Below are 20,608 nucleotides of genomic sequence, written 5' to 3' on the forward strand. Positions count from 1 at the left end.
GAGAATTCTTTGGGGAAAAGGCTTGACAGAAAACTTCCATCGTGGAGAATTGTTGGAGAAGATTTGTGAGAGCGCTCACAAAATGTTTGGCAGAGTCGCTTTCATCGTTTCAGGCATCCAGGAAATCGCAGGAATTTTCTTTTTTGCCGTATTTTGAGAGCGCTCTCAAACTTGTTGGCGCTCGCCCGCTCGCACGATTCATATCCGAAATGGAGTCACCGTGAAACCCTCACGCAAATCCCCACTGGCACTGGCCGCGGCCGTTGCCGGAAGCATCGCCCTGGTAGCAACCGGCTGCGCAGCCGACGCAAGCAAGGATGCCCAGCCGGCCTCGGCTGATAACCCGGTCACGCTGACCGTGACGACCTTCGGCACCCAGGGACTGGACCCGCTGTACGAGAAGTACCAGAAGGAAAACCCTGGAATCACCATCGAGGCCACCAACATCGACACCGGTGGCAACGCGTTGACCGACTGGAAGACCAAGCAGGCTGCGGGTGCCGGCCTGCCAGATGTCCAAGCAGTGGAAGAAGGCTGGCTGGGCCAGGTGATGTCGGTTGCAGATTCCTTCACCGATCTGCGCGAGTTCGGTGCCAATGAGGTAGCGGGGGATTGGGTTGATTGGAAGGTCAAGCAGGCCACCGACCCAGAAGGCCGCGTCATTGGCTACGGTACGGACATTGGGCCGATGGGCATCTGCTTCAATGCCAAGCTGTTCAAGGACGCTGGCATGCCCAGCGAGCGCGAAGAAGTTGCCGAGTTGCTCGGTGGCGACGACGCAACCTGGGAAGACTTCTTCAAGGCAGGCAACGAGTATGTGAAGAAGACCGACAAGGCCTTCTACGACCAGTCCGGTTTCGTCTGGAATTCCATGGTCAATCAGCTCGACGAGGGCTACTACAAGGCTGACGGATCACTGAATATCGAGGGCAACGCCGAACTGCGCGAGCGCTGGGACCTGCTCTCCGATGCTGCGTCCAAGGGGCTGTCGGCCAACCAGACCCAGTGGGACTGGGGCAAGGGCCAGGCCTTCGTTGACGGTTCCTTCGCCGTCATGCCTTGCCCGGGCTGGATGCTTGGCACGGTCAAGGGCCAGGTTGAGGGTGCCGGCGGAGACTCCAGCGCAGGCTGGGACTTCGCGGATGTCTTCCCGGGCGGCGCGGCCAACTGGGGCGGCTCGTTCCTGACCGTGCCGACCACCTCCGAGCACCCGGCCGAGGCTGCGAAGCTCGCCCAGTACCTGACCAGCGCATCGTCGCAGGCGACCTCATTCGAGGAAGCCGGCACGTTCCCTTCGAACCTGGAAGCGCAGAAGTCCGAGGCAGTGACCGGCACGAATGAGATGAGCGAATTCTTCAATAACGCACCGGTGGGCGAAATCCTGGGCAACCGCGCCAACGGCGTCCAGGCCCAGTACAAGGGCCCTCAGGATTCGGTGATCCAGGAGCAGGTCTTCGGCCCGGCTATCAAGGCGATCGATGCTGGCAGCGACAGCGAGACCGCCTGGAACAAGGCCCTCTCCACCCTGCAGGAACTGGAAATCAAGTAATCCCGTAGCCCGCTTCGAATCCAGGCAAGGGCCGCGGCACGCAACGAGGTTGCGGCCCATGCCTGGACAGCTACTGCAGCAGGAAAGATGCCACTGATGAGCACCACAACACACGATGCCCCGGAACAAGACCGGGACGCCAGCGCGCCCAGTCCGCAGCCCCAGCGTTGGATCAAGGGGAACAATGCTCCGGCCGGGGCTAAGCCGGCCGAGACCAGGGACGAGCGCAAGACGCGCCGCCGGCACCTTCGCGGGCGGTGGGATTTCAAGTACTCCCCATATCTCTACATCTCGCCTTTCTTCATCCTCTTCGGCCTGGTGGGCCTGTTCCCCCTGATCTACACGTTCGTCGTCTCGATCAATGACTGGGATCTGCTCGGCGGAGCAGGAGCCTGGATCGGCCTGGAAAACTACAAAGCCGAACTGACCTCTCCGCTGTTCTGGAATTCCCTGTTCAACACCTTCAGCATCTTCCTGCTTTCGGCCATCCCGCAATTGGTGATCGCGACGTTCATCGCGGCCATGCTGGACCAGAACATCCGCGCCAAGACCTTCTGGCGCATGAGCGTGCTGGTTCCCTACGTGGTCACGCCGGTGGCCGTCACACTGATTTTCTCCTCGGCATTCGACGAGCAGTATGGCGTGCTGAACAACCTGCTGGCCGCCGTGAATATCGACCCGATCGCGTGGAAGACCGAGGTCTTCCCGTCGCATATGGCTATTGCGACCATGGTGAACTGGCGCTGGACCGGCTACAACGCGCTGATCCTGCTGGCAGCCATGCAGGCGGTGCCACGCGAACTGCATGAATCGGCGGCCATCGACGGCGCCGGCGTGATCCGCCGCTTCTTCTCGATTACCTTGCCCAGCATCCGCCCCACGATGATCTTCGTGATCATCACTGCCACCATCGGCGGCCTGCAGATCTTCACCGAACCCAAGCTGTTCAACCCCAGCAGCTCGGTTCCAGGCGGCCCGGACCGCCAGTACCAGACCACGGTGCTCTACCTCTGGGACCTGGCATTCAATCGCGGGGACTTCGGACGCGCTTCGGCCGTGGCCTGGATCCTCTTCCTGATCATCATCGTGATCGGCGTGATCAATTTCCTGATCTCCGGATCCATCGCTTCCTCGGCCGACAAGAAGGGCGCCGGCAGCACTGGCAGAACCCGAGCGGCACGTCGGGCAGCTGCCCGAGCCGAAGCCAAAGCAGCAAAGCCGGCCAACGGAACGCAGAGCGGAAGTGCAGCAAATGAGTAATGCAACAGTGGAACGCCCCGCGCGCCAGGTCCGTGCGCCCCAGCGCCGCGGCAAGAACTTCTCCATGGACCGCCGTCCTGGCTTCCTCACCTACGGAATCCTGCTGGCCTTCCTCATCGGCAGCACCTACCCGCTGTGGTACTCGTTCGTCATCGGTTCCTCCACCGGTGCGGTGTTCGCCTCGGCGTACCCGCCGCTGCTGCCAGGCGGCCAGTTCTGGACCAATGTCGCCGAGGTCCTGGACTCCGTCGATTTCTGGGCGGCCCTGGGCAACAGCATCATCGTCTCCTCGGTGATCACCTTCTCGGTGGTTTCCTTCTCCACCCTGGCAGGCTACGCGTTCGCCAAATTGCGCTTCCGCGGGCGCCAGGGGCTGCTGGTCTTCGTGATCGCGACCTTGGCCGTGCCCACCCAGCTGGGCATCATCCCGATGTTCATGATGATGAAGCAATTCGGCTGGACCGGCTCGCTGGGAGCCATCATCATCCCGACCCTGGTCACTGCCTTCGGCGTATTCTTCATGCGCCAGTACCTGGTGGAGAACATCCCCGATGAACTGATTGAGGCCGCCCGCGTGGATGGCGCCTCCATGATCGGCACCTTCTGGCATGTCGGGGTTCCAGCGGCTCGCCCGGCGATGGCGATCCTGTCGCTGTTCACCTTCATGACCGCCTGGACCGACTACCTGTGGCCCATGCTGGTGGCACCGCAGAACCCAACCTTGCAGGTGGCGTTGAGCCAACTGCAGTCTGCCCGATACGTTGACTACACCATCGTGATGACCGGGGCCCTGCTGGCCACGATCCCGCTGCTGGTGCTCTTCATACTTGCAGGCAAACAACTTGTATCCGGAATTATGGCAGGAGCTGTAAAGGGCTAATGATGAACCACCTATCCCAAAAATTCGCGTGGCCTAAGGAATTCCTGTGGGGCTCGGCTACGGCAGCAGCCCAGATCGAAGGCGCTGGCCATTCCTACGGCAAGGAAGATTCGGTCTGGGACGCCTTCGCCCGCAAGCATGGGGCCATCGCAGGAGGTGAGAACCTCGAAGTCGCAGTGGACCACTACCACCGCTACCGCGAAGATGTGCAGCTCATGCGCGAACTGGGCCTGGACTCCTACCGGTTCTCCACCAGCTGGGCTCGCGTGGTCCCCGGGGGCCGAACCGTGAACCCCGAAGGCCTGGATTTCTACTCCCGGCTGGTCGACGAGCTGCTGGAGAATGGCATCCTGCCGTGGCTGACGCTCTACCACTGGGATCTGCCGCAGGCATTGGAAGAGCGCGGTGGCTGGACCAACCGCGAGACCTCCTACAAATTCCTCGAATACGCGGAGGCTGTGCATGAAAAGCTCGGCGACCGCGTGAAGCACTGGACGACATTCAACGAACCGCTGTGCTCTTCGCTGATTGGCTACGCCGCCGGCGAGCATGCCCCGGGACGCCAGGAACCGGAAGCGGCGCTGGCAGCGGTGCACCACCAGCATCTGGCCCACGGGTTGGCCACCGCCCGGCTGCGCGAACTGGGCGCGGAGCATATCGGCATCACGCTGAACCTGACCAATGCGGTTCCGAATAATCCCGGCGATCCGGTGGATCTGGAAGCAGCGCGCCGCGTCGACGCATTGTGGAACCGCATGTACCTGGACCCTGTCCTGCGCGGTTCCTACCCCGAAGACCTGCTTGAAGACGTCCGGGGTTTGGGGCTGGCTGAAGTCATTGAAGCAGGGGACCTGGAGATCATCTCGCAGCCAATCGACTTCTTGGGCGTGAACCACTACCACGATGACAACGTTTCAGGCCATCCGCTGCCCGCCGGCCAGCCGCAGCCCGTGGTGCCTACCGATTCGCCGAAGTCTTCGCCTTTTGTCGGCAGCGAGTATGTGACCTTCCCGGCACGCGACCTGCCGCGCACGGCCATGGGCTGGGAAGTGAATCCCGAAGGGCTGCGCGTGCTGTTGAACCGGTTGAACCAGGACTACGCTAACCTTCCGTCGCTGTACATCACGGAGAACGGCGCTTCCTACACCGATACGGTGACGGAGGCCGGAACCGTTGAAGATCCCGAACGCGAGGAATACATCCTCAACCACCTTGATGCTGTGGCCCGCGCGATAGAAGACGGCGTGGATGTCCGCGGCTACTTTGTCTGGTCTTTGCTGGACAATTTCGAATGGGCTTGGGGCTACGCGAAGCGCTTTGGCATTATCCACGTCGATTACCAGACCCAGGTGCGAACGATTAAGAATAGTGGCAAGGCCTACGCGGGGTTGATTGCCGCAAACCGTACAATGGCATAACACCTGAGCATGATGGTCCGCAGCCTGCCGATGGTGCTGCGGACCATCATCGTGTTTCACCGACGGACTACTGCAAGGCACCTGGATAAAGATCATGATCATGCACGAAGCGCGGAGCCCGAAACCGACCCTCGAGTTGGTGGCAGAACGCGCAGGTGTCTCACGGGCCACGGTCTCCCGTGTAGTGAATGGCTCGGATCGGGTGAAGCCAGGGGCTCGCAAGGCTGTCGAATTGGCTATCCGCGAATTGAACTACGTGCCTAACCGTGCCGCCCGTTCGCTGGCGCAGGGCCGGACCAATTCCATCGCCTTGGTGGTTCCCGAGAACACCGCGAAGTTCTTCGCAGACCCGTACTTCGCCAAGGTCGTCCAGGGCGCTGCCCAGTACTTGGCCGATACCGAATTCATGCTCACCTTGCTGCTGTCCACCGAAGCGGATCCGGTGAAAACCACCCGTTACCTGCAAGGCAGCAATGTGGATGGCGCGCTGGTGCTTTCGCACCACGCGGATGACCGTTCCTATGCGGATCTCGGAACTGTGTTGCCCATGGTTTATGGCGGACGCACCATGAGCATCGATCAAAAGGACATCTATGTTGTCGATATCGACAACATCGCCGCCGCCAGGCAAGCGACTGAGGTCATCCTTGGCCAGGGACGCACCAAGCTGGCAATTATTGCCGGGCCACAGGACATGGGCGCGGGACTGGACCGTTTGGTGGGATTCAAGCAGGCAGTTGAACGCGCGGGCCTGGAGCCTGCGGCTATTGAGATCGGCGACTTCACCCCGGCTAGCGGACGGCGCATCATGCAGCAGCTGCTGGACGCGGATGTTGCGGTAGACGGCCTGTTTGCCGCCAGTGCCCAGATGGGCTTCGGAGCTTTGCAAGCCCTAGGGGAAGCCGGTGTGAAAGTGCCGGAGGACATTTCGGTAACGTCCGTTGATGATGACTCTTTCGCGCGAAGCTCGACACCGCCGTTGACGACCATTGCGCAGAACCCGGAGCGCCAGGGCGAAATCATGGCGGAACTGTTGATCAAACGCATCAACGGAGAAAAGGTACCCGAGTGGAGCATCATGGACACGAAATTGGTGTTGCGCGCTTCGCACTAGTCTGTTGCGGCACCGCTGCCGTTCACCGCCGGGATTTAACAAAAAAATTCCCACTCGATCGAGTGGGAATTTTCAGTTGGTGCGCCCAAAGGGATTCGAACCCCTGACCTTCTGTTCCGTAGACAGACGCTCTATCCAGCTGAGCTATGGGCGCATATTCATTTATTAGCCGTCTTGACGACTTGAATAACTTTACACGAGATTTCCGGGGAGCAAGAACCAAAACAGCAAAAAGTGCCGTGATTCACAAAATAACTAGTCGACTACGAAATCACTGGGATTGGAAGCCGAATGATCGTGCAAGATCGCTTGGTAGAGGTTGTGGTCCTGCCAGCGTCCTTCGATCTCCAGATAGTTCGGCGCCATGCCAATTCGGACGAAGCCGTTCTTTTCAAGAACGCGCTGCGAGCCGTAATTGTGGGGGAGCGTACTGGCTTCCAGCCGGTGCAAGCCCAGATCGTTGAGCGCCACCGTGCGCAAGGTGGCCACGGCTCGGGAAGCCAAGCCCCGCCCGGTGTATTCATGATCGATCCAGTAGCCCAGGCTGGCGCTTTGGAATGCGCCACGGGCCACTCCGCTGATATTAAAGCGTCCGATGAGCGCATCCCGTTCGAAGAGCCCGAAGGGAAAGGCCAATCCGCTTCGGCGAGCTTCTGAGGCGGCTGCGAGGTGTGCCGCTTGCCGCGTCTCGGTGAAGAATTCTGCGGGGCGAGCCGGCTCCCAGGGCTCCAGGTGCTGTCGATTGCGCTGGTAGGACTCAGCGATTTGCTTTGCGTCGGCGACTTCCAGCAGGCGCAGGCTGAGCTGGCCGCCTAGAGCAAGCTGTGTCATCGGGCAATCCTTTGGGGGAAACAAAAAATTCCCACTCGAGCGAGTGGGAATTTTTCAGTTGGTGCGCCCAAAGGGATTCGAACCCCTGACCTTCTGTTCCGTAGACAGACGCTCTATCCAGCTGAGCTATGGGCGCATATTCTTTTGTCTGGCTCGTTCTCACGAACCTCGAATAACTATACAGGTCGATTTCGCGCTGTACAAATCGACGGGCAAAGCTAGTGGGTCCAGATGAACATAAGGTTATGTGAAGACGTTGAAAGGGTACCGGTCTACGTGACCTTCGTCACATAATCGAGTCAATTCGTTTAGACCAACCCCCGGAATTTCGGGAATTTTTTCCTTCTGGTCCTCCGGGTTTCACTTTCATGAGGTTTCGATCACACGGCGCTGGAGTTGAGCACCTAATAGCCTTGATTTATTGCAAGTTCAGCCCAATGGAGGGAATGGATAATGAGCACGAGCTCGGATCAGAACGTTATCAGCGCAGCACCTACTTCGCACGAGAAGTTGGCATCCTGGGTTGAGGAAGTTGCCGCACTGACGAAGCCGGATCGTGTTTATTGGGTTGATGGGTCAGCTGAAGAAAATGATCGCCTGACTGCCGAGCTGGTTGAAGCCGGCACCTTAGTCAAGCTGACCGATCCGAACTTCCCTAACTCTTACGCTGGTTTCTCGGACCCCAAGGATGTGGCCCGAGTCGAAGAGCGCACCTTCATCTGCTCCGAAAAGGAAGAAGATGCAGGCTTCACCAATAATTGGGAAGACCCAACCAAGATGAAGTCCATGCTCAGCGGCCTGTTCGATGGCTCGATGCGCGGACGCACCATGTACGTCATCCCATTCGTCATGGGCCCGCTGAACGCGGAAGTGCCTGCCTACGGCGTGGAGATCACCGATTCCGCCTACGTCGTTGCCTCGATGCGCATCATGGCCAAGATCGGCAATGAAGTACTGCGCAAGATGGAAGCCGAGGACGCATTCTTCGTTCCAGCGCTGCACTCGGTAGGTGCACCCCTGGAGCCGGGCCAGGAAGATGTTGCCTGGCCATGCAACGAAGACAAGTGGATCGTGCACTTCCCCGAAGAGCGCGCCATCATGTCCTACGGTTCGGGCTACGGCGGCAACGCGCTGCTGGGCAAGAAGTGCTACTCGCTGCGCATCGCCTCGGCGATGGCCCGCGATGAAGGCTGGCTCGCAGAGCACATGCTCATCCTGAAGCTGACCAGCCCGCAGAACAAGTCGTACCATATTGCCGCGGCATTCCCGTCGGCCTGCGGCAAGACCAACCTGGCGCTGCTGGATCCAACCATTGAAGGCTGGAAGACTGAGACCCTGGGCGATGACATCAACTGGATGCGCATCGGCAAGGACGGCGAGCTGCGCGGCGTTAACCCCGAATACGGCCTGTTCGGCGTGGCGCCAGGCACCGGCTGGTCCACCAACCCGAACGCGATGCGCGCCATCTCCAAGGGCAACAACATCTTCACCAATGTTGCGCTGACCGATGACGGCGGCGTCTGGTGGGAGGGCATGACCGACGAGGCTCCTGCGCACCTGACCGACTGGTTGGGCAACGACTGGACTCCTGAATCCGGTCGTCCGGCAGCGCACCCTAATTCGCGCTTCTGCACCCCGATCGACCAGGTCGACATGCTTTCCGAGGACTACTACTCGCCTAACGGCGTGAAGATCGATGCGATCCTCTTCGGCGGCCGCCGCAAGACCACCATTCCGCTGGTGACCGAAGCCCGCAGCTGGACCAACGGCATCTTCATGGGTTCGACCCTTTCCTCCGAGACCACCGCAGCCGCTGCAGGTGCGACCGGAGTGATTCGCCGTGACCCGATGGCGATGCTGCCATTCATCGGCTACAACGCAGGCGACTACCTGAACCACTGGGACAAGATCTCGAACAAGCTCAACCCAGAGCAGATGCCGAAGATCTTCTTGGTGAACTGGTTCCGCCGCACGGCTGACGGTGGCTTCGCGTGGCCAGGGTTCGGCGACAATTCGCGTGTGCTCAAGTGGGCTGTCGAGCGTATCGAAGGCACCGCGGACGCCCGGGAAACCATCATCGGAAACGTCCCGACCGGCGAGTCCCTGGATTTGGCTGGCCTTGAAGGGTTCACCCCAGCCGACGTTGAAGCGGCAGTAGCTGTCAACAAGGATGAATGGGCTACCGAAGTCGAGGCCATCGAAGAGTGGTACGCCAAGTTCGGCGATGCGCTGCCGGCTTCGCTGCGTGCAGAGCTCGACGGCTTGAAGGATCGCCTGAACGCGTAGTTGACTAGGATCTCCAGCAGATCCGCACAGTGAACGCCCCGGTGACTGGAATTCCAGTCACCGGGGCGTTCTCGTGCGCCACGGAGGAATTGTCACAATCCGGGTACAGTTTCCACACGCCGGGGCAAAGTGGGTGCAAAATCAACTATTTATGAAAAGATTGCTCTATGGTTTTGGCACGATTGATTCTCGGGCTGCTGTGCTTGTCGCCCATGACTGGCTACGAGCTCAAGAAGCACTTTGACTCCTCTATTAACCACTTCTGGAACGCAGACAAGGCGCAGATCTATCGCACTTTGGCGCAGCTGGTGGACAAGGGGTATGCCACCGTGCGCACCGTCGCGCAGTCGAATTACCCTGACCGCCAGGAACACCACATCACGGAAACGGGACGTGCGGCACTGGCCCAGTGGCTTTCTGCTGGTGCGGTGCAGTCTCCCGAGCGTGATCCCTTCATGGGGCAGGTGTTCTTCGCCGCCGAACTCGAACGCGATGATATCCAGAGCTTGCTGGAGGAGCGCCGCCAAGCCACGCAGTTCATCCTCGATGACTACCTCTCCCAGCGCGAAGGCATTGACATGCGAGCCGCTGCGGACCGTCGCAGCTTCCTGATGGCTGCCACACTTGACCATGCAATCCGACAACAAGCCGCGGAGCTGGAATGGCTCGACGCGGTATTGGAGTACTTGCCATGACTGCAGCCAAAGACCAGAACAAGACCCCTGCAAGCGGTGCCGGGCGCGATGCCACCGATTATCCGGAAGTGCATCCCGGGCGGCATCATGATGGGCAACGGTCGATGAAGACCCTGGTCTTCCTCCACGGCGGAAACGTCGGCAACTGGAGCTGGGACCCGCAGGTTCTGGCCTTTGGCGACTGCAACATCCTGACTCTGCACCTGCCGGCCTTTGGTGCCCGGTTCGAGGAGACCTGGGATGGCCTGGAATCCGCCGCCGATGATGTCGCCGCCTTGATCGCCGACGAGGTTTCCGAAGGCGGCGTGCATCTGGTTGGCATTTCCCTGGGTGGAGTGATTGCTTTGCACGTGGCCGCACGGCATCCGGAGCTCGTTGACTCCGTGCTGATTACCGGCACTCCGGTGACCGGTGTGGGGCAGGCGGCCCGGGCTTTCCAGCGGATGCAGCTCAAGCTCATTGGCAGCGAGTGGTTCTGGCGTTTCCAGGCTGGTGCCTACGGAATGGTGGATGATGAGCGCGAGCTGTTCACCGAGCACGGCGTGAAGCTCAAAGCCGAGAACATGCGGGCCATCATGGACGAGATGGACCCAGGGGGATTGCCGCAGAAGCTCGGCTCCTACCGGGGCCCGGTACTGGCCCTCGCTGGAGCCAAGGAGCCGAAAGTTGTGCAGAAATCCTTTGACGCGCTGCGCGCAAGGCTCCCGCAGGTGATCACGCGCGTGGTTCCGGGCATGCACCACCAATGGAATATCGAGAACCCGATCCTGTTCAACTCGGTGCTGCGCAAGTGGATTTCCGATGCGGGTCTGCACCAGATCCTAGTTGATCCGCAGGCTGCGAAGCCGGCACCCGGCGCGAAAGCAACACCGGTGGAACAAGCCGCTGAAGCGCCGGCGAATCAGGACCTGGAAGCCGGGGAGCCCGCGCCGCCAGCTCAAGAAGCCGGGCAGAAGAAGTCTGGCAGGTTCGCCGGGAAAATCGATCCTCGAAAGCTGGACCCGAAAAAGTTCGATTTGAAGAAGAAGGCACCGAAACAGGGTGGCAAGCCGGATTCTCCCGCGGATACCGGAAAATAAAGGCAAAAAGTGCTGCAGGCGGATTCCCCATGGATCCACCTGCAGCACGGCTCTGTCACCAGGAAGCTAGGCGGCGAGCCATACATCCGGGCCGAAGACTTCATAGTGGATACGCTCGGCCGAGATGCCGGCTTCCAGCGCCTGGTTGCGCATTGCATGCATGAATGGCAGCGGGCCGCATAAGTAGACCTGGGCATTGCCAGTCAGTGCGCCGGCGAGATCCATGTAGCCGGACGTGGCGTTCAGCCCCTCCGGCAATTCCCCGCGTTCGAACCAGGTGCTGATGGTGGCTTCTGGCAGCTTGCCGATGGATTCGAGCATCTGCTCGCGCAATGGCCAGGCGGTGGCCGTCTGGTCTGCGTGCAGCACGGTGACCTTGCGGGTGGAGCCGCGTGCGGCCAGGGTCTGCAACGCGGCCGCACTCGGGGTGCAGCCGATTCCGGCGGTGGCGATCACCAGCGGCGAGCCATCGTCATCGATGACCAGGTCGCCATACGGATTCGATAGCTCCACCACGTCGCCGAGTTTCAGGCCATGGTGGATCACCGGGGAGAATTCGCCGTTCACATCCAGTTTGACCGTGACGGTGCGGCGGTCGGTTCGCTCGATGTCGCCGCTCAAGGTGTACTGGCGGACCTGGCGCAGGCCGTCGGCCATCGGCATGCGGACCGAAACGAATTGGCCCGGCTTGGCGACGGTGGCAGGGGTCCGGTCAGCTGGCTCGAAGCTGAAGCAGACCGAATCAACGCCGGTTTCGATGCGCTCGACAAGCTTCCACGGGGTGTAGATCTCGGCGTTGGCCTGCTGCGCGTACAAGCCTTTCTCGATCTTGACCAGCGCGTGGGCCATCAGCCAGTAGACCTCGGTCCAGGCCTCGGCGATCTGCGGAGTCAGCGCCTCGCCCAGGTCTTCGGCGATGGCGTCGAAGAGGTGCTTGTAGACGATGGGGTACTGCTCCTCGGCGACACCGAGGGAAGCGTGCTTGTGGGCTACGCGCGCGAGCATGGTTTCCGGAGTGGTGCCCGGGTACTTGACCAAGTAGGTTGCGAAGACTGCGATGGATCCCGCCAAGGCCTGCTGCTGGGTGCCGTTCTTCTGGTTCGAACGGGAGAAGATTCCGTCGAGCAGTTCCGGGTGAGCGGTGAACAGGCGGTTGTAGAAGTTCGGGGTAATGCTGGAAATGCGCTCTGCGATGATTGGCAACGTGGCTTCAACGACCGGGAAGGACTTCGTGGACAGCATCGGGTCTCCTTGGAGTAGGCGATAACTTGTATTCCAGATACAAGATTTATGATTCATTTCTACGCCTAGTAGAAAAGGATTGCAAATCCACCGGCCGGTATTCGTAACAGAAATCGGCGATGCGACCCCCGGGGGCCGCAGGGGAATCAGGAAAGGGCGCGCACCGTAGGGAAGGGGAGCGCCGTGAAGGGCATCGCGGATGATGCCGGGCAGATGTCCTGGATGGTCAGCGGGTCCAGTGAAGCGTAGAAAGCTTCGCGGGCCTGCCGGAAGACTGCCCGCAAGCGGCAGCTGCCCGAAAGCGGGCAGTTGGATTGCGCGTCATGATCGGAGCAATCCACAATATCGGTGCGCTTGTCCAACTTGCGCAGCAGTGAGCCGAGGGAAAAATCCAGTGCTCCATCGCTCAGCTGCGCGCCGCCATTGCGGCCGCGGGTGACCTGCAGGATTCCCAGCGTGCGCAGTTCCAGGACGGCTTTGGCAACGTGGTTGTAGGGAACCCCCACGGACTCGGCGATCTGGCGGCTGGTCAGTTGCCCGGTGCCGGGCGTTGCAAGGACCATGACGGTTCGCAAGCATACGTCGGTGAAGGCACTGAGTTTCATGATTCCTACTTTACGTGGGAAAAGCCTTCCGGGGTCAGCAGAGTGACTATGCCGACCCCGGAATCACCAACTGCGGTCTAGAGCGCGTTGGCCCAAATGGCTTCCGCCGACTCTGCCGCTGGCTCGTCGAAGATCCATTCGCCGCCTGGCTCTGCAGGCATGGTGTACGGCTGTACGATGGCCAAGGCCGCACCGACACGGTGCTCGGCCACAATGTGGATGGCGTCCTGGTCGTTTTCCTGGAGCAGCACATCCGAGGCGACGGCGATCGCCTGGAAGTGGGTGCCCTGCTGGTTCAGCACCTGCATCAGGTCCGCAACCATGGCTTCGGTGTCGATGTCGGCTTCCGGATCCTCAGGATCATCCGTTGGCGGAACAGCGATCAAGCGCAGCTCCGGCTCGTCTTCCTCTTCCTTCGGCTCCAGCGCGATCGCAAAAGGCAGGAACACGCCCTGCTCTTCGAGCTGTTCGCGGGCCACGCCCAGGGCGGTGCCCAAGACCTTGTTCAGCGCGTCCTTGACGCCCTCATCCAGTTCTTCGAGGTTCATGTCTTCCCTTTGCTAGTTGGTGACGTTCTTTTCACGCACGATAGCCAGAACGGCATCGCGGATGGGCTCAATGATTTCTGCGGTCCGGCCTTCGCCGTTGAAACGCAGGAATGGTTCGGTATTCGATGGGCGCAGATTGATCCACCAGCTGCCATCGGCCGCTGAAATGGTCGTGCCGTCCATGGTGATCACTTCTACTGGCTGGTCTTGGAAATGCGACACGACCCGGGCAGTAGCACCTGCCTTGTCCTCGACCTCTGAATTGATTTCACCGGTGGCAGCGTAGGGTTCGTATTCGGCACCCAGCTCGGAGAGCGGCAGTTCCTGCTCGCCCAAGGCGGCCAGCACATGCATGGCAGCGAGCATGCCGGTATCGGCATTGTAGAAGTCGCGGAAGTAGTAGTGGGCGGAATGCTCGCCTCCGAAGACCGCGCCCTGGGAAGCCATTTCAGCCTTGATGAAGGAGTGGCCTACGCGGGTCATCACCGGAACGCCACCGGACTTGGCGACGAATTCAGGCACTGCCTTGGAAGTGATCAAGTTGTGGATGATCACCGGGGACTCTTCGCCAGCTGCCTGCACGCGGGCGATTTCGCGCACCGCGACCAGTGCGGTGATAGCCGAAGGGGACAGCGGCAGCCCGCGCTCGTCGATCACGAAGCAGCGGTCGGCATCGCCGTCGAAAGCCAGGCCGAGATCGGCCCCATGCTCCAATACTGCGGATTGCAGGTCCTTGAGGTTTTCCGGTTCCAGCGGATTGGCCGGGTGGTTGGGGAAAGTGCCATCCAGCTCGAAATACAGCGGGACAATTTCGAGCGGCAGCTCAGCGAGCACCGTGCCCCCAAGAACTGCAGGGGTAGTCATGCCGCCCATACCGTTACCGGCATCCACCACGATCTTCAGCGGACGAATGCCCGACAAGTCCACCAATTCTCGCAGGTAAGCTGCATAGTCGGCCAGCACTTCGCGCTCGCTGATGCTGCCCTGCGGGGCGTCACCGGAGACCGGCAGTCCCTCGTCAAGGTACTGCTGGGCCAGGTCGCGAATGTCGAAAAGACCGGTAGCCGAAGAAATCGGGCGGGCGCCAGACTTGGACATCTTGATGCCGTTGTACTGGGCGGGATTGTGGCTGGCGGTGAAGACAACACCGGCGGCATTGAGCTTGCCCGATGCGAAGTACAGCTCATCGGTGGAGATCAATCCGAGCATGATCACGTTGGCGCCGCGGTAGGTGGCGCCACGAGCGAAGGCTTGGGCGAATTCTGCGGAAGACGGGCGCATGTCACCGCCAACCAGTACTTCCTTGCCGGACAGGGACAGGACGTCGACAAAGGCCGCGCCGATGGCTTCAATTGCTTCGGCATCCAGGTTCTCGCCGACTACGCCGCGTACGTCGTAGGCCTTAAAGCTCTGATTAAGATCAATTTCTTCACTCACGCCTTTCAGCCTACCGGTTTGACTGATTCAAATCATTGAGAACTAGGCGATTGCGGATGGGAAATGCCTAACATTTCAGCTATTTTCCCCTGCCGGCACCGCAGCTTGCGAGAGCTCATCCACAATTAGCGGACGCCACGGGCTAAATCGTGGGCAGGAACTGAAATACTGGAGGCATGGATGGCTCAACGCAAGTGGATCTGAAAACGCTGGCACTGCAGAAACTGCGCGCACTGGTGCAAAACCCGGACGCGCAGTTCCATGATGGCCAGTATGAAGCGATCAGCGCACTGGTGGCCGAGCGGCGCCGCGCACTGGTCGTCCAGCGTACCGGCTGGGGCAAGTCCGCCGTGTACTTCATCGCTTCCCTGCTGCTGCGAGAACAGGGCTACGGGCCAACACTGATCGTTTCCCCGCTGCTGGCATTGATGCGCGACCAGGTTGCGGCCGCGGAGCGTGCTGGAGTCCGCGCTGCGGCCATCAATTCGGCCAATGTGCTCGAATGGCGTGAAATCCTCGAAAAGCTGCAACGCAATGAGCTCGATGTGCTGCTGGTGTCCCCGGAGCGTTTGAACAATCCATCCTTCCGCGAGCAGCAGTTGCCGATGTTGATGCAGCGCTTGGGCCTGCTGGTCATCGACGAGGCGCACTGCATTTCGGACTGGGGCCACGATTTCCGCCCGGATTACCGCCGCATCCGGGACCTGATCGCCCGATTGCCTCAGGGCCTCCCGGTTTTGGCGACCACTGCAACAGCGAACAGCCGAGTAGTCCAGGACGTTGCCGAACAGCTGGCCGGCGGCACCGAGGAGGTCTTCACGCTGCGCGGCACCCTGGCTCGCGACTCGCTGCGCCTAGGTGTCCTGCGTCTGGCTTCGCCGCGCATGCAGTTAGCCTGGTTGCTCAGCCACATCGAGGACTTCAAGGGCTCGGGCATTATCTACACCCTGACGGTTTCTGCGGCCGAGGATATTGCTCGCCTGCTCAAGGATGCCGGGCACGAAGTTGCTGCCTACACCGGGCGCACCGATTTGGAAGAACGCGAACGCCTTGAACAAGCGTTGAAGAATAACGAAGTGAAAGCGCTGATCGCCACGAGCGCCTTGGGCATGGGCTTTGACAAGCCAGACCTCGGTTTCGTCTTGCACATCGGTGCCCCCAGCTCGCCCGTGGCCTACTACCAGCAGGTGGGCCGTGCCGGGCGTGGGAGCATCAACGCAGATGTCCTGCTGCTGCCCGGGCCTGACGACTCGGAAATTTGGGAATACTTCGCCACCAGCTCCATGCCGGACCAGATACGCGCCACCCAGGTGCTCGAGGCCTTGGCCAAGACCGACGGTGCGATGAGCGTCCCGGCGCTGGAAAGCGCCGTGAACCTTCGCCGCTCGCCACTTGAGCTGTTGCTGAAGGTGCTGGCCGTGGATGGTGCGGTGGAGCGTGTTGCCGGCGGCTGGATGCGCACCGACATGCCATGGACCTATGATGCCGATCGGTACAAGCGAGTGGCGCAGAGCCGGATCCATGAACAAAACCTCATGGTCAGTTACGAGAACACTCGCGGATGCCGCATGCAGTTTCTGACCGACGCCTTGGATGATCCCCAGTCTGCTCCCTGCGGCCGGTGCGACAACTGCGCTGGCGTTTGGTTTGACGACCATATTCCTGACGATTCGAAGGACAGCGCGCAGGCGGCACTTGGACGGGTGGGAGTTCCTATTGAACCGCGCAAGCTGTACCCTTCGGGACTGGACCGGCTGGGGTACACGCTCAAGGGCAAAATCGCTATTGACGAGCAGGTGGCCACGGGCCGGGCGCTGGCTCGCCTGACCGACCTGGGGTGGGGCAACCGATTGCGCCAGCTCTTTGCCGACCCCACCGATTCCCCTATCGACAAGGCGATGTTCGATGCGTGCATCAAGGTGCTTGCCGAATGGAATTGGGAGGAACGTCCAGTGGGCGTTGTAGCCATGCCATCGAATAAGCGTCCCCAGCTGATCACCTCCCTTGCTCAGGGCCTAGCTGAGGTGGGGCGGTTGCGCTACCTGGGGCAGCTCGAATATCGCGGTGCTGGACCACAGAATGGCCCGGGCGGGAATTCCGCTTTCCGTGTGGCTGCGGTTGCCGATGCTTTTGAACTTCCAACGCAGCTCGAACAGCTCATTGCCGACGCTCCAGGGCCGGTGCTGCTAGTTGATGATCTGGTTGATTCCCGGTGGTCCATGGCGATGGCTGGGCGGGCCCTGCGCATCGCCGGCGCACCGGGTGTCATGCCTTTCACTTTGGGCGTAGCCGGGTAATCGCACAGTTAAACAAAGTAGTCTGGAAGTATGGAATTTCTCATCTGGCTCGTTGTCCTCATCGCAGTGATTGCCCTGGGCTACTTCGGTCTGCAAGCGCTGCGCAAGAAGAACACTGCGCAAATCGCGCAGGCGATTTCCCGTGAAGCAGCGCAGGCGGCAAACGCGAGGCTGGATGATGCTTCACGCAATTCGGTGTACCGCAATCTGGCCAAGGGCGACGTCATGGGCGCGGTCAAGGATTTCCGCGCTGCTACTGGCGACTCGGTCAAGGATTGCGTGATTGCAGTACGCAGCCTCGACAAGTACCCGCAGACAGCCCCTGCCAAGGAATTGCCGAATGATGATGCCGAGATCAAGGCTTTGAGCGACAAACTCGAAGCTCAAGTTGAGCGCGAAGATCGTGAAGCGGCCGCCACTGCCGCAGAGGATGCCACACCAGCACCTGCCGATGACACTTGGGTTGTACCCCAGGAATGGAGCGAGCAGTTCAGTTCCCTTCAGGAACCAAGTGCTACGCACTTCAAGATGGCGTTCGAACTTGATGGCGAGAACCGCGAATTTTCCAGCGAACAACTGCCGGCAAATGAATACGACCAGCTATTCTCCATGCTGCGGGATTCCAATTTTGAAGAAGCGGCAAAGATCCTGCACGGCTATACGGATCTGCCGGTCGAAGACCTGGAACGCATGATCGCGACGTCCCCCATGTCTGGCGCGAGCGCCAACGGCAATATTGCAGACTTCCGCTTTGAAGGCCAGGGCCCGGATGGTCCAGTGCATTTCGATGCTGCCGAACTTCCAGAAGCTGACCGCGAAGCGCTCTTCGACGCAATCGCCGATACCGATCTGGACCGGATGTCGGAAATCATTGTTCGCCACACCTCGTTGCCAGAGGATATCGTGCAGAACATGCTGCGGACCTTCGTTAAGCGCGACGACCAGTAGCGGAGAAACTGCTGTCCTGGAGTTTTGAAAATCCCCCGGATTCACCGAAAAATCGGTGAATCCGGGGGATTTTCCGTATTCGGAACGTTCTCGTCGAAAAAGTGCCATATGAACGAAAAACCCCCTACCTGAGTAGGGGGTTCTTGGCGGACACGGGGGGATTTGAACCCCCGGTCGAGTTTTAGCCCGACCCTTCATTAGCAGTGAAGTCCATTCGGCCGCTCTGGCACGTGTCCATCCGCTGTTTCCAGCAGAATCTAGCCTACCCGAAGATGGGCGCGTGTTCCAAAACGAGAGAGCTAACGCACCTGTCGCCACAGGAATTCGTAGCTGGTCGCCAGCATTTTGGCGGTTGACTCGTTATCCGTTGACCCGGCATGGCCACCGCCCTGTGGCTCGTGGTACCGCACATTGGCAATGCCCAGATCCATCATTTTGGCTGCCATGATGCGTGCCTGCGAAGGGCCGACACGGTCATCAGAAGTCGTGGTCCAAATCAACGAGGCCGGATAGTCATTGGCTGGATGAGGCTGGTCGGTGAGTCGATGCACGGGGGAGAAAGTCCGCAGGAAGTCCCAGTCCCCGGGAACCTGCGGGTCGCCGTACTCGGCAATCCAGGAATGGCCGGCAGCTAGCTGCGTGTAGCGCTGCATGTCCAATAGCGGGACGCCGCAGGAAATTGCTCCGAACAAGTGCGGGTAGCCAGAGATCATATTGCCCATGAGCAACCCGCCGTTAGAACGCCCTGTCGCGGCCAAATGCGCGCGGGACGTCACCCGGCGAGCCACCAGGTCCTGGGCGATGGCTGCGAAATCCTCGTAGGCACGATGGCGCTTTTCACGCAGGGCAGCACGATGCCAATCCGGCCCGTACTCGCCACCACCGCGAATGTTGGCCATGACGTATACCGGTTTGCGGCCCTCAACGGTACGCCGCGATAACCAACCGGTGCCCATGGCGGCTGCATAGCCAGGAGTCATGCTGTGCTGGAAACCGCCGTAGCCGTCCATCAGCACCGGGTTCTTCCCATCGTGAACCAAGTCGGATGCCGCGACTTGGAAATATGGAACCCTGGTGCCGTCCGCAGAGGACGCAAAATGCTGGGTGACTTCAAAACCACCGGCATCAAAGCGATCCGGCGATTTCTTCACGACCTTTGCTGCCGAACCAACTGTGCCGCGCAACAAGGTAGTAGGGGTAATGAATCCGGTGATGGTCATCCAATAGTCATCGCCATGCTCCGGGTCCTCATCATCAACGGCTCCCACCGAGACGCTGAGCATTGGATCCTTCAGCGGCATGTCCGACTGGCTGAAATGATCTGCGAGATCAATAATGCGCACTTGCGAAGCCACATCACACAATACGGTGAGCAGCAGATAATTGGCGGTAAAGCTCAGTGATTCCAGCGCAGTGTGCGCATCCGGGACGAAGAGAACCTTCTCGATGCTGCCGGACTCGAGGAATCTATCCAGCCGGGCGATAGCCAATGAACCCGCAGCGATCTTCTGGCCCTGGTGTTCCCAATTGGTTTGGGGAGCAAAGAGGACCCACTGCCGGTGCAGGCTGACCTGCACATCGGTTGGAACATCGATCAGATGGTGTTCCCCGTCGATGAGGACACCGGCAGTGGAATTGTAGAAGTCGATGGCATCAGTGGTGACCACGCGTTCGAATCCCGGAGTCGAATCGAAGTAGCCGAAGGCTGCGACATGTTCTCTATCGACTTGGAAGAGAATTGGCGCTTCTTCGATCTCCATGCCGCGGCTGAGCCTTCTCAAGGTATTCGCGTAGGTCGAACGGGTTGTGAACTGCTCGCTGCTGGCGGAACCGACAAGCAACGTATCGTGGTCAATCCACGAGGCTTGGGTCTTCGCAACGGGAAGGTCGAAACCGCCGGCAACGAAGCTCTTGGAGGCCAGATCGAATTCGCGAATGCGCACCTGGTCGCCGCCGTCAGGACTCAAGCGAAGCAGCGCCCGCTGGTAGGCGCCACCGGCCGCTGGACGCAGGAGTGCTGAACCAGCGAAATGCCATTCGTGGCCTTCCAGCTGCGCATGCAGGTCAAGATCCAATAGAATTTCCCACTGCGGGTCGTCGCTGAGGTAGGAATTCCAAGTGGTGCGACGCCAAAGTCCAAGACGATGGGCGGAATCGCGCCAGAAGTTGTAGTAGTGATCGCCACGCTTGGTCACCATGGGAATGCGGTCTTGGGCATCCAGGACCGTTTTGATCCGCTCCGCAGTGGCATGGAACGAGTCGTCGTACAGCTCGGACTCGGTACGCTGGGTCTGATCCCGCACCCATTCGAGTGCCGTTTCGTCGTGAATTCCTTCAAGCCAGGAATACGGATCAGCGCTTGCAACCTCAGAATCATGCTCAGTCATGGCCATAGTCTATGCGTCTGGCCCATGCCCTG

At 60.1% G+C, this 20,608-nt stretch carries 16 protein-coding genes and 3 tRNA genes; 10 read left to right on the forward strand and 9 right to left on the reverse strand.

All coding sequences use genetic code 11. The features are described 5' to 3' along the window. Positions 1-220 precede the first annotated feature (220 nt). The 5 genes from CQ012_RS13850 to CQ012_RS13870 all read left to right on the forward strand — a co-directional run bounded on the left by CQ012_RS13850 (position 221) and on the right by CQ012_RS13870 (position 6,221). Positions 221-1,549: an ABC transporter substrate-binding protein gene (locus CQ012_RS13850; RefSeq protein WP_105662491.1), complete on the forward strand. Its 1,329-nt coding sequence runs from the start codon at positions 221-223 to the stop codon at positions 1,547-1,549. A 96-nt stretch (positions 1,550-1,645) separates the two neighbouring features. After that, positions 1,646-2,809, forward strand: a complete 1,164-nt coding sequence (locus CQ012_RS13855) for a carbohydrate ABC transporter permease (protein WP_105662492.1) — start codon at positions 1,646-1,648, stop codon at positions 2,807-2,809. Then, positions 2,802-3,689 (forward strand): carbohydrate ABC transporter permease, encoded by an 888-nt coding sequence (locus tag CQ012_RS13860; RefSeq protein ID WP_041648380.1) that lies wholly within the window; start codon positions 2,802-2,804, stop codon positions 3,687-3,689. The genes CQ012_RS13855 and CQ012_RS13860 overlap by 8 nt, the downstream gene beginning before the upstream one ends. Then, entirely contained in the window at positions 3,689-5,107 is a 1,419-nt protein-coding gene (locus CQ012_RS13865; protein WP_105658810.1) for a GH1 family beta-glucosidase, read from the forward strand. Before CQ012_RS13860 ends, CQ012_RS13865 begins: the two co-directional genes overlap by 1 nt. A gap of 100 nt (positions 5,108-5,207) precedes the next feature. Beyond that, the gene (locus CQ012_RS13870; RefSeq protein ID WP_286134685.1) at positions 5,208-6,221 is read left to right on the forward strand and encodes a LacI family DNA-binding transcriptional regulator; all 1,014 of its coding nucleotides are present in this window, start codon (positions 5,208-5,210) and stop codon (positions 6,219-6,221) included. Between the two features lie 77 nt (positions 6,222-6,298). Here CQ012_RS13870 and CQ012_RS13875 read toward each other — a convergent pair. From CQ012_RS13875 to CQ012_RS13885, 3 genes are all read right to left on the reverse strand, one after another. Then, positions 6,299-6,375: transfer RNA gene (locus tag CQ012_RS13875), tRNA-Arg, on the reverse strand. A gap of 101 nt (positions 6,376-6,476) precedes the next feature. Then, complete coding sequence (locus CQ012_RS13880) at positions 6,477-7,052, reverse strand: GNAT family N-acetyltransferase (RefSeq protein ID WP_105658808.1); 576 nt, start codon at positions 7,050-7,052, stop codon at positions 6,477-6,479. 59 nt (positions 7,053-7,111) lie between these two features. After that, a tRNA-Arg gene (locus tag CQ012_RS13885) sits at positions 7,112-7,188 on the reverse strand. A gap of 317 nt (positions 7,189-7,505) precedes the next feature. Between CQ012_RS13885 and CQ012_RS13890 the strand changes: the two genes are divergently transcribed. The 3 genes from CQ012_RS13890 to CQ012_RS13900 all read left to right on the forward strand — a co-directional run bounded on the left by CQ012_RS13890 (position 7,506) and on the right by CQ012_RS13900 (position 11,112). Next, a complete protein-coding gene (locus CQ012_RS13890; protein ID WP_105658807.1) occupies positions 7,506-9,338 on the forward strand; it encodes a phosphoenolpyruvate carboxykinase (GTP) in 1,833 nt (610 codons plus the stop codon). A gap of 167 nt (positions 9,339-9,505) precedes the next feature. Next, on the forward strand, positions 9,506-10,033 hold the full coding sequence (locus CQ012_RS13895; protein ID WP_105658806.1) for a PadR family transcriptional regulator: 528 nt from the start codon (positions 9,506-9,508) through the stop codon (positions 10,031-10,033). After that, positions 10,030-11,112 carry an alpha/beta fold hydrolase gene (locus CQ012_RS13900; RefSeq protein WP_166650879.1) on the forward strand — a complete coding sequence of 361 codons (1,083 nt, stop codon included), beginning with the start codon at positions 10,030-10,032 and terminating at the stop codon, positions 11,110-11,112. The genes CQ012_RS13895 and CQ012_RS13900 overlap by 4 nt, the downstream gene beginning before the upstream one ends. Positions 11,113-11,178: 66 nt before the next feature. Here the strand turns inward: CQ012_RS13900 and CQ012_RS13905 are convergent, their stop codons facing one another. The 4 genes from CQ012_RS13905 to CQ012_RS13920 all read right to left on the reverse strand — a co-directional run bounded on the left by CQ012_RS13905 (position 11,179) and on the right by CQ012_RS13920 (position 14,953). Beyond that, entirely contained in the window at positions 11,179-12,354 is a 1,176-nt protein-coding gene (locus CQ012_RS13905) for a globin domain-containing protein (protein ID WP_105662495.1), read from the reverse strand. A gap of 146 nt (positions 12,355-12,500) precedes the next feature. Further along, a complete protein-coding gene (locus CQ012_RS13910) occupies positions 12,501-12,959 on the reverse strand; it encodes an RrF2 family transcriptional regulator (protein ID WP_105662496.1) in 459 nt (152 codons plus the stop codon). Between the two features lie 77 nt (positions 12,960-13,036). Continuing rightward, positions 13,037-13,507 (reverse strand): hypothetical protein, encoded by a 471-nt coding sequence (locus CQ012_RS13915; RefSeq protein WP_105658802.1) that lies wholly within the window; start codon positions 13,505-13,507, stop codon positions 13,037-13,039. A gap of 12 nt (positions 13,508-13,519) precedes the next feature. Next, on the reverse strand, positions 13,520-14,953 hold the full coding sequence (locus CQ012_RS13920) for a phosphomannomutase/phosphoglucomutase (RefSeq protein WP_502692955.1): 1,434 nt from the start codon (positions 14,951-14,953) through the stop codon (positions 13,520-13,522). Between the two features lie 167 nt (positions 14,954-15,120). On the opposite strand from CQ012_RS13920, the gene CQ012_RS13925 reads away from it, so the two are divergent. Together CQ012_RS13925 and CQ012_RS13930 are read left to right on the forward strand one after the other, a co-directional pair. Continuing rightward, positions 15,121-17,241 carry a RecQ family ATP-dependent DNA helicase gene (locus CQ012_RS13925; RefSeq protein WP_105662498.1) on the forward strand — a complete coding sequence of 707 codons (2,121 nt, stop codon included), beginning with the start codon at positions 15,121-15,123 and terminating at the stop codon, positions 17,239-17,241. 30 nt (positions 17,242-17,271) lie between these two features. Beyond that, complete coding sequence (locus tag CQ012_RS13930) at positions 17,272-18,189, forward strand: hypothetical protein (protein ID WP_105658799.1); 918 nt, start codon at positions 17,272-17,274, stop codon at positions 18,187-18,189. A 144-nt stretch (positions 18,190-18,333) separates the two neighbouring features. On the opposite strand, the gene CQ012_RS13935 is transcribed toward CQ012_RS13930, so the two are convergent. Both CQ012_RS13935 and CQ012_RS13940 read right to left on the reverse strand, forming a co-directional pair. Then, a tRNA-Ser gene (locus tag CQ012_RS13935) sits at positions 18,334-18,425 on the reverse strand. Positions 18,426-18,488: 63 nt separating this feature from the next. Continuing rightward, positions 18,489-20,576 carry a prolyl oligopeptidase family serine peptidase gene (locus CQ012_RS13940; RefSeq protein ID WP_105662515.1) on the reverse strand — a complete coding sequence of 696 codons (2,088 nt, stop codon included), beginning with the start codon at positions 20,574-20,576 and terminating at the stop codon, positions 18,489-18,491. Positions 20,577-20,608: the final 32 nt, after the last annotated feature.

This window comes from Arthrobacter sp. MYb214, from assembly GCF_002979865.1.
GTDB lineage: Bacteria > Actinomycetota > Actinomycetes > Actinomycetales > Micrococcaceae > Glutamicibacter.

Excerpts from the sequence above, each read along its gene's own strand:
- CQ012_RS13910 (WP_105662496.1), bottom strand. The coding sequence starts at position 12,959 with ATGAAACTCAGTGCCTTCACCGACGTATGCTTGCGAACCGTCATGGTC.
- CQ012_RS13930 (WP_105658799.1), top strand. The coding sequence starts at position 17,272 with ATGGAATTTCTCATCTGGCTCGTTGTCCTCATCGCAGTGATTGCCCTG.
- CQ012_RS13870 (WP_286134685.1), top strand. The coding sequence starts at position 5,208 with ATGCACGAAGCGCGGAGCCCGAAACCGACCCTCGAGTTGGTGGCAGAA.
- CQ012_RS13855 (WP_105662492.1), top strand. The coding sequence starts at position 1,646 with ATGAGCACCACAACACACGATGCCCCGGAACAAGACCGGGACGCCAGC.
- CQ012_RS13860 (WP_041648380.1), top strand. The coding sequence starts at position 2,802 with ATGAGTAATGCAACAGTGGAACGCCCCGCGCGCCAGGTCCGTGCGCCC.
- CQ012_RS13865 (WP_105658810.1), top strand. The coding sequence starts at position 3,689 with ATGATGAACCACCTATCCCAAAAATTCGCGTGGCCTAAGGAATTCCTG.
- CQ012_RS13925 (WP_105662498.1), top strand. The coding sequence starts at position 15,121 with ATGGATGGCTCAACGCAAGTGGATCTGAAAACGCTGGCACTGCAGAAA.
- CQ012_RS13940 (WP_105662515.1), bottom strand. The coding sequence starts at position 20,576 with ATGACTGAGCATGATTCTGAGGTTGCAAGCGCTGATCCGTATTCCTGG.
- CQ012_RS13915 (WP_105658802.1), bottom strand. The coding sequence starts at position 13,507 with ATGAACCTCGAAGAACTGGATGAGGGCGTCAAGGACGCGCTGAACAAG.
- CQ012_RS13890 (WP_105658807.1), top strand. The coding sequence starts at position 7,506 with ATGAGCACGAGCTCGGATCAGAACGTTATCAGCGCAGCACCTACTTCG.
- CQ012_RS13880 (WP_105658808.1), bottom strand. The coding sequence starts at position 7,052 with ATGACACAGCTTGCTCTAGGCGGCCAGCTCAGCCTGCGCCTGCTGGAA.
- CQ012_RS13905 (WP_105662495.1), bottom strand. The coding sequence starts at position 12,354 with ATGCTGTCCACGAAGTCCTTCCCGGTCGTTGAAGCCACGTTGCCAATC.
- CQ012_RS13895 (WP_105658806.1), top strand. The coding sequence starts at position 9,506 with ATGGTTTTGGCACGATTGATTCTCGGGCTGCTGTGCTTGTCGCCCATG.
- CQ012_RS13900 (WP_166650879.1), top strand. The coding sequence starts at position 10,030 with ATGACTGCAGCCAAAGACCAGAACAAGACCCCTGCAAGCGGTGCCGGG.